Here is a 7,689-nt window from a genome sequence, read left to right as displayed (position 1 = left end):
GCGTTCGCGTGGCGGAGCCGCGTGTTGATACGGCCTCGCGCCCCTTGGGCGGGTCGGTGGTGCTGTCTGTAAACGACGGCGATGCCCCCGCCCCCCTTTGCGAGGGGCGAGGGCATCGATCGTCAAGCGGAGGCGGTGCCGTACCGGCCCTTACAGGCCGAGCTCCACCTCGAACTCGCCCGCCTCCAGGATCGCCTTGACGGCGGTCAGGTAGCGGGCGGCGTCGGCGCCGTCCACCAGGCGGTGGTCGTAGGAGAGGGTCAGGTACGTCATGTCGCGGACGCCGATGACCGTGCCCTCCTCCGTCTCGATCACGGCGGGACGCTTGACCGTCGCGCCGATGCCGAGGATCGCGACCTGGCCCGGCGGCACGATGATCGTGTCGAACAGGGCACCGCGCGAACCGGTGTTGGAGATGGTGAAGGTCGCGCCGGACAGTTCGTCGGGCGTGATCTTGTTGGCGCGGACCTTGCCCGCGAGCTCCGCCGTGGCCTTGGCGATGCCGGCGATGTTGAGGTCGCCCGCGTGCTTGATGACCGGGGTCATCAGGCCCTTCTCGGAGTCCACCGCGATACCGACGTTCTCGGTGTCGTGGTAGGTGATGGTCCCCTCGGACTCGTTGATCCTGGCGTTGATGACCGGGTGGGCCTTCAGCGCCTGGGCGGCGGCCTTGACGAAGAACGGCATCGGGGAGAGCTTGACGCCCTCACGAGCGGCGAAGGAGTCCTTCGCCCTGCCGCGCAGCTTCATCAGGCGCGTGACGTCGACCTCGACGACCGACGACAGCTGGGCCATCTCCTGGAGCGCCTTGACCATGTTGTCGCCGATGACCTTGCGGATGCGGGTCATCTTGACGGTCTGGCCGCGCAGCGGGGAGACCTCCGGCGCCGGGGCCTTGCGGGCGGCGGCGGGGCCTTCGGCAGCCACAGCAGCGGCGGGAGCCGGAGCGGCGGCGGCCTTCGCGGCCTCGGCGGCGGCGAGGACGTCCTGCTTGCGGATACGGCCGCCGACGCCGGTGCCCTTGACGGAGCCCAGGTCGACGCCGTTCTCGGCGGCGAGCTTGCGCACCAGCGGGGTGACGTAGGCACCCTCGTCGGTGGGCTGCGCGGCGGGCGCCGCGACCGGGGTGACCGGAGCCGGGGCGGCCGGAGCCGGAGCCGGAGCCGGCGCGGGGGCGGCCGGGGCCACCGGAGCAGCCGGGGCGGCAGCGGCGGGCGCGGCCGGAGCGGCGGGGGCCGGGGCCGGAGCCGGGGCAGCTGCGGGAGCCGGGGCGGCCGGGGCCGGGGCGGCGGCCGGAGCGGCACCCGGGGCGCCGATGACGGCCAGCTTGGCGCCGACCTCGGCGGTCTCGTCCTCGCCGACCACGATCTCCAGCAGCACGCCGGAGGCCGGGGCCGGGATCTCGGTGTCGACCTTGTCGGTGGAGACCTCGAGCAGCGGCTCGTCGGCCTCGACGGAGTCGCCCACGGCCTTCAGCCAGCGGGTGACGGTGCCCTCGGTGACGGACTCGCCGAGCGCGGGCAGGACCACGTCGGTGCCCTGGGCGGAGCCGGCGCCCGCGGTGGCCTCGGCGCTGGGCGCCGGGGCCGGGGCGGCCTGCTCGGTGGAGGGCTGGGCGGCCGGGGCCGGCTCGGGCTCGTAGGCCGGGGCGGGGGCCTCGGCGGCGGCCGGGGCCGGGGCGGCCGCGGGGGCGCCCGTGCCGTCGTCGATGATCGCCAGCTCGGCGCCCACCTCGACGGTCTCGTCCTCGGCGACCTTGATGGAGGCGAGGACACCGGAGGCCGGGGCCGGGATCTCGGTGTCGACCTTGTCGGTGGAGACCTCGAGCAGCGGCTCGTCGGCCTCGACGCGCTCACCCTCGGCCTTCAGCCAGCGGGTGACGGTGCCCTCGGTGACGCTCTCGCCGAGCGCCGGAAGGGTTACGGAAACCGCCATGGTTTCTGTTGCTCCTTACGAATTTGCGGAAGTCTGTGTCGTCGCGCCCGAGGGCTGATCAGTCGTGCGCGTGCAGCGGCTTGCCCGCCAGCGCCAGGTGGGCCTCGCCGAGCGCCTCGTTCTGCGTCGGGTGGGCGTGGATGAGCTGGGCGACCTCGGCCGGCAGCGCCTCCCAGTTGTAGATCAGCTGGGCCTCGCCGACCTGCTCGCCCATACGGTCACCGACCATGTGGACGCCGACCACGGCACCGTCCTTGACCTGGACGAGCTTGATCTCGCCCGCGGTCTTCAGGATCTTGCTCTTGCCGTTGCCCGCGAGGTTGTACTTCAGAGCGACGACCTTGTCCGCGCCGTAGATCTCCTTGGCCTTGGCCTCGGTGATGCCGACGGAGGCGACCTCCGGGTGGCAGTACGTCACCCGCGGGACACCGTCGTAGTCGATCGGGACGGTCTTCAGACCCGCCAGCCGCTCCGCCACCAGGATGCCCTCGGCGAAGCCGACGTGCGCGAGCTGAAGGGTCGGGACCAGGTCACCGACGGCCGAGATCGTCGGGACGTTGGTGCGCATGTACTCGTCGACCAGGACGTAGCCGCGGTCCATCGCGACGCCCTGCTCCTCGTAGCCCAGGCCCTGCGAGACCGGGCCGCGGCCGACGGCGACCAGCAGGACCTCGGCCTCGAACTCCTTGCCGTCGGCGAGGGTGACCTTGACACCGTTCTGGGTGTACTCGGCCTTCGAGAAGAAGGTGCCCAGGTTGAACTTGATGCCGCGCTTGCGGAACGCGCGCTCAAGAAGCTTGGAGGAGTTCTCGTCCTCGACCGGGACGAGGTGCTTGAGGCCCTCGATGACCGTGACGTCCGCGCCGAAGGACTTCCACGCCGAGGCGAACTCGACGCCGATGACACCGCCGCCCAGGATGATCGCGGACTGCGGCACGCGGTCCAGGACGAGGGCGTGGTCGGAGGAGATGATCCGGTTGCCGTCGATCTCCAGGCCCGGCAGCGACTTCGGCACGGAGCCGGTCGACAGCAGGACGTGACGGCCCTGGACGCGCTGGCCGTTCACATCGACGGAGGTCGGGGAGGACAGCCGGCCCTCGCCCTCGATGTAGGTCACCTTGCGGGAGGCGACCAGACCCTGCAGACCCTTGTACAGGCCCGAGACGACCTCGTCCTTGTACTTGTGCACACCCGCGATGTCGATGCCCTCGAAGGTGGCCTTGACACCGAACTGCGCGCTCTCGCGAGCCTGGTCGGCGATCTCGCCCGCGTGCAGCAGGGCCTTGGTGGGGATGCAACCCCGGTGCAGGCAGGTGCCGCCGACCTTGTCCTTCTCGATCAGGGCGACGTCCAGGCCCAGCTGCGCCCCGCGCAGGGCCGCGGCGTACCCACCGCTACCACCGCCGAGGATCACTAGGTCGAAAACGGTGCTGGCGTCGTTCGCCACGTCACGTCCTCCATGCATGTGCGCCACGCCGGTCTCCAGCGACCGGTCGGCGGCTGGTGTCCGGCCGCTCGTTCTTCGGCCCTTTGGTGGGGGCCCTGTCCTGCCGTGCCCCATCTTCGCACTTGTCCGAACCGAACGAGACGCGGGGCCGCTGTGTGAGACGTAGCACGTTGAGTCACCTGGGGGGCCGCGTAACCGTGCTGATCACCACAAACCGGCCGCCGTCGGCGGTGCGGCGGTGAGCCCCGGACCACGCGGCGACGGGACCTCGCACTACCCGCACGCGAGGTCCCGTCGAGAGGGCGTCAGCCCAGGTCACCCGCGGCGGTCAGCTCGGCCAGGCGGATCAGCGTGCGCACCGAGGAGCCGGTGCCGCCCTTCGGCGTGTAGCCGAACGGCCCGCCCTCGTTGAAGGCCGGACCCGCGATGTCCAGGTGCGCCCAGGTGATCCCCTCGCCCACGAACTCCCGCAGGAACAGACCGGCGACCAGGCCGCCGCCCATCCGCTCGCCCATGTTCGCGATGTCGGCGACCGGCGAGTCCATGCCCTTGCGCAGGTGCTCCGGCAGCGGCATCGGCCACGACTGCTCGCCGACCTCCTCGGCCGCCTCCACGAGCGCGGAGCGGAACGCGTCGTCGTTGGCCATGACACCGAACGTGCGGTTGCCGAGCGCCAGCACCATCGCGCCGGTCAGCGTGGCCACGTCCACGATCGCGTCCGGCTTCTCCTGCGAGGCCGCCCACAGCGCGTCGGCCAGCACCAGCCGGCCCTCGGCGTCGGTGTTGAGCACCTCCACCGTCTTGCCGCTGTACATGCGCAGCACGTCACCGGGCCGGGTCGCCGAACCCGACGGCATGTTCTCGGCGAGCGCCAGCCACGCGGTGACGTTCACCTCCAGGCCGAGCCGGGCGACCGCGACGACTGCGGCGAACACGGCGGCCGCGCCGCTCATGTCGCACTTCATGGTCTCGTTGTGACCGGCCGGCTTCAGCGAGATGCCGCCCGAGTCGTAGGTGATGCCCTTGCCGACCAGGGCGAGGTGCTTCGTGGCCTTGGAGGAGGTGTACGACAGCTTCACCAGGCGCGGGGCCGACGCCGAGCCGGCGCCGACGCCGAGGATGCCGCCGTAGCCGCCCTTGGTGAGCGCCTTCTCGTCGAGCACCTGCACCTTGATGCCGTGCGCCTTGCCCGCCGCCGTGGCGATCGCGGCGAAGCCCTCCGGGTTGAGGTCGTTCGGCGGGGTGTTGATCAGGTCGCGGGCCCGGTTGAGCTCCTCGACGACCGCCGTGGCGCGGTCGACAGCGGCCTTGTGGGCCTTGTCACGCGGCTTGCCGCCCAGCAGGGCGATCTCCGCCAGCGGCGCCTTGCCGTTCTTCGCCTTGGCGGCGCCTTCTGCCTGACGGCCCTGGTCCTTGTACGCGTCGAAGGAGTACGCGCCCATCAGCGCGCCCTCCGCGATCACGCCCGCGTCGCCGGCGTCGGCGAGCGGCAGGGCGAAGCCGGCCTTCTTGATACCGGTCAGGGCGCGGGCGGCGGCACCGGCCGCGCGGCGCAGCGCCTCGGAGCCGTACTCGGCGTCCTTCTCCGGCGCGGAGCCCAGGCCGACGGCCACCAGCAGCGGGGTCTTGAACCCGGCCGGGGCGGGCAGCTTGGTCACCTCGCCCTCGGCGCCGGAGGCACCGAGCGTCTCCAGGACACCGGCGAGCTTGCCGTCGTACGCCTGGTCGACGGCCTCGGCGCCGGGGGCGACGACAGGCCCCTTGGCGCCCTTGGCGACACCGATCACGATCGCGTCGGCCCGCAGGGTGGGCGCCGCGGACGTGCTGAGAGTGAGAGCAGTCACGGTGGTGAAATCTCGCTTCCGATGTGAAGTTGCTGTGGCCGAACGGTGTGGGTCGGCCGGGCCCGACAGCCGACCCTAGATCCGGACGGACATGGTGCTCCTACCGGGTCCACTGATCCGGGGGGAGGCCCATGCCCCCTCCGGGGTGCGCACCGCTGCGGCGCATGCCTGGGACGAGCCTACGCGCGTGTGTGCAATCGCTCATTCCTCCGGTCGTTCACCTGCGAGTGGCGTCATGGTTATTTCCCGATCCTCACACCCGGTGAACTGAGTCACACTCTTCGCGTTCGGCGAAGCGGCCCTGTTGCCGCTTTGCGTGATTTCCACGGATCCGAGGCGTGATCGGCGCTGCGCGGATCCTGGGGGAGGACCACCGATGGCGCACAGAGCGCACAGATGGAGAAACACCGCCATGGCCCTGGGGGTCACCGGCCTGCTGGCCGTGGGGGTGGCGGCGCCCGAGGCGTCGGCGGCCACGACACCACGCGTCGACCTCAGGGTGCTCGTCGTCGACAACGGCGACTCCGCGGTCCGGGCGATCGCCGCCCAGCTGACGAGCACGGGCATCCCGTACACCACCGTCGACCTGACGGACCCGAACCGCCCGGCCGTCACCGCGGCCTTCCTCGCCGACACCGTGAACGGCACGCCCCGCGCGCGCTTCCAGGGCGTGGTGCTGCCCAACGAGGCGCCCTTCGGGGCCGGTTCGGCCGAGCAGAGCGCGCTGGAGAGCTACGAGCGGACGTACGGCATCCCGCAGGTCGACGCCTACACCTGGGCGCACCCGGGTGTCGGCCTCGACTACACCAGCGAGGGCGGCTGGGCCGGCCTCCTCGACGGCCGCGAGGCCGCCGTCACCACCGCCGGCGGGGCGGGCCGCTTCGGCTACCTCGACGGCGCCTTCGCCTTCGACGACAACGACCCCGGCGTCCAGGAGAGCTACGGCTACGTCGCCCGCCCGCGCCCCGGCTACACCTCCTACGTCGACATCCCGGTGCCCGACGGCACCGGCCGCGGCAGCCTGGTCGGCGAGTACGCGCACGACGGGCGCCGCGAACTGGTCGTCACCTTCGCCTACAACCAGTACCAGCGGCACTTCCGGCTGCTGGCCCGCGGCATCGTGGAGTGGCTCACCGACGGCGTCCACCTGGGCCGCGACCGCAACCACTTCGCCGTGCACGTGGACGACGTCTTCGCGCCCGACGCCCGCTGGGACACCACGCTCAACTGCACGCCGGGCGACATCGACTGCCCCGGCGGAGGCGGCGAGGACACCGGGTCGATCCGGATGACGGCCGAGGACGCCGCCTACGCCGCGCAGTGGCAGCGCGAGCGCGGCTTCACGATGGACATGGTCTACAACGCGGGCTCCGGCGAGGAGTGGAAGGCCGAGCACGGCGGCACCGACCCGCTCGCCGACCGGCTGGTCGCCGACCGGGCGCAGTACCGCTGGATCAACCACACCTACACGCACCCCTTCCTCGGCTGCGTCCAGGACACCTCGACCGTGCCGTGGACGTGCGCGAAGAACGCCGACGGCTCGACCCGGTACATGAGCCGCTCCGAGATCTCCGCCCAGATCCGCGACAACAACGACTGGGCCGCACTCAAGGGCCTGCCCGTCGACCGCACCGAGCTGGTCACCGGCGAACACTCCGGTCTGCGGACCCTGCCGCAGCAGCCCGACGACAACCCCGGCCTGGCCGGCGCCCTCGCCGACAACGGGGTGAAGTGGATCGCCTCCGACAACTCCCGCGAGCCCGCGCAGCGGACCGTCGGAGCCGCCCAGACCGTGCCGCGCCATCCGATGAACGTGTACTACAACACGGGCACCGAGGCCGAGATGGCCGACGAGTACAACTGGATCTACACCTCAGCCGCCGACGGGGGCGGCGGCATCTGCGAGAACAACCCGACCTCCACCTGCCTGCCGGCCCCGCTGGACCCGGCCACCGGCTACGACAGCCACATCGTCCCGCAGGAGGCCCGCACCGCCCTCGGGCACGTCCTCGCCAACGACCCGCGGCCGCACTACGCGCACCAGTCCAACCTGGCCGAGGACCGCATCCTGTACCCGGTCATGGACAAGGTGCTCGCCGACTACCGGGCCCTGTTCGCCGACAGCACCCCGCTGGAGAACCTCCGCCAGAGCGCCATCGGCACCGAGCTCAAGCGCCGCGACGCCTGGCAGGCCGCCCTCGCCCAGGGCCGCGTCACCGCGTACCGCGTCGGCAGGACCGTCACCGTCACGGCGCCCTCGGGCGTCCAGGTGCCGGTGACGACACCCGAGGGCACTAGAAAGCAACTCCTCCTGGGCACCACCGCGTTCGGCACCCCGTACGCGGGCCAGCGCTCGGCCTGGACGACACCGGAGCTGCTCCAGTCGGCGGTGACGCTGAAACTGCCTTGAGGGGGAACGCCCTTCCTCTGAAAGGGCGCGGGGCTGTACCAATCCGCGGCTAC

Annotated in this window: 4 protein-coding genes; 1 reads left to right on the top strand and 3 read right to left on the bottom strand. The window is 71.7% G+C overall.

Annotation, left to right across the window (positions count from 1 at the left end; genetic code table 11):
• Window positions 1–150: 150 nt before the first annotated feature.
• The 3 genes from sucB to ABZZ79_RS13130 form a co-directional block, all read right to left on the bottom strand.
• Window positions 151–1,935, bottom strand: coding sequence for a 2-oxoglutarate dehydrogenase, E2 component, dihydrolipoamide succinyltransferase (sucB, locus tag ABZZ79_RS13140; protein WP_356689010.1), 1,785 nt, complete (start codon window positions 1,933–1,935; stop codon window positions 151–153).
• A 58-nt stretch (window positions 1,936–1,993) separates the two neighbouring features.
• On the bottom strand, window positions 1,994–3,382 hold the full coding sequence (gene lpdA, locus ABZZ79_RS13135) for a dihydrolipoyl dehydrogenase (protein ID WP_356689009.1): 1,389 nt from the start codon (window positions 3,380–3,382) through the stop codon (window positions 1,994–1,996).
• A 305-nt stretch (window positions 3,383–3,687) separates the two neighbouring features.
• Entirely contained in the window at window positions 3,688–5,226 is a 1,539-nt protein-coding gene (locus ABZZ79_RS13130) for a leucyl aminopeptidase (RefSeq protein ID WP_356689008.1), read from the bottom strand.
• A 412-nt stretch (window positions 5,227–5,638) separates the two neighbouring features.
• On the opposite strand from ABZZ79_RS13130, the gene ABZZ79_RS13125 reads away from it, so the two are divergent.
• On the top strand, window positions 5,639–7,636 hold the full coding sequence (locus ABZZ79_RS13125) for a hypothetical protein (RefSeq protein WP_356689007.1): 1,998 nt from the start codon (window positions 5,639–5,641) through the stop codon (window positions 7,634–7,636).
• Window positions 7,637–7,689: the final 53 nt, after the last annotated feature.

This window comes from Streptomyces sp. NPDC006458 (assembly GCF_040612135.1).
Lineage (GTDB): Bacteria > Actinomycetota > Actinomycetes > Streptomycetales > Streptomycetaceae > Streptomyces.
Note: the sequence above shows the minus strand (reverse complement) of the source record. Positions and strands in the feature narration are given on the sequence as shown.

Bases quoted from the DNA above. Each gene is read 5' to 3' on its own strand.
- sucB (WP_356689010.1), bottom strand. From the start codon at position 1,935: ATGGCGGTTTCCGTAACCCTTCCGGCGCTCGGCGAGAGCGTCACCGAG.
- ABZZ79_RS13125 (WP_356689007.1), top strand. From the start codon at position 5,639: ATGGCCCTGGGGGTCACCGGCCTGCTGGCCGTGGGGGTGGCGGCGCCC.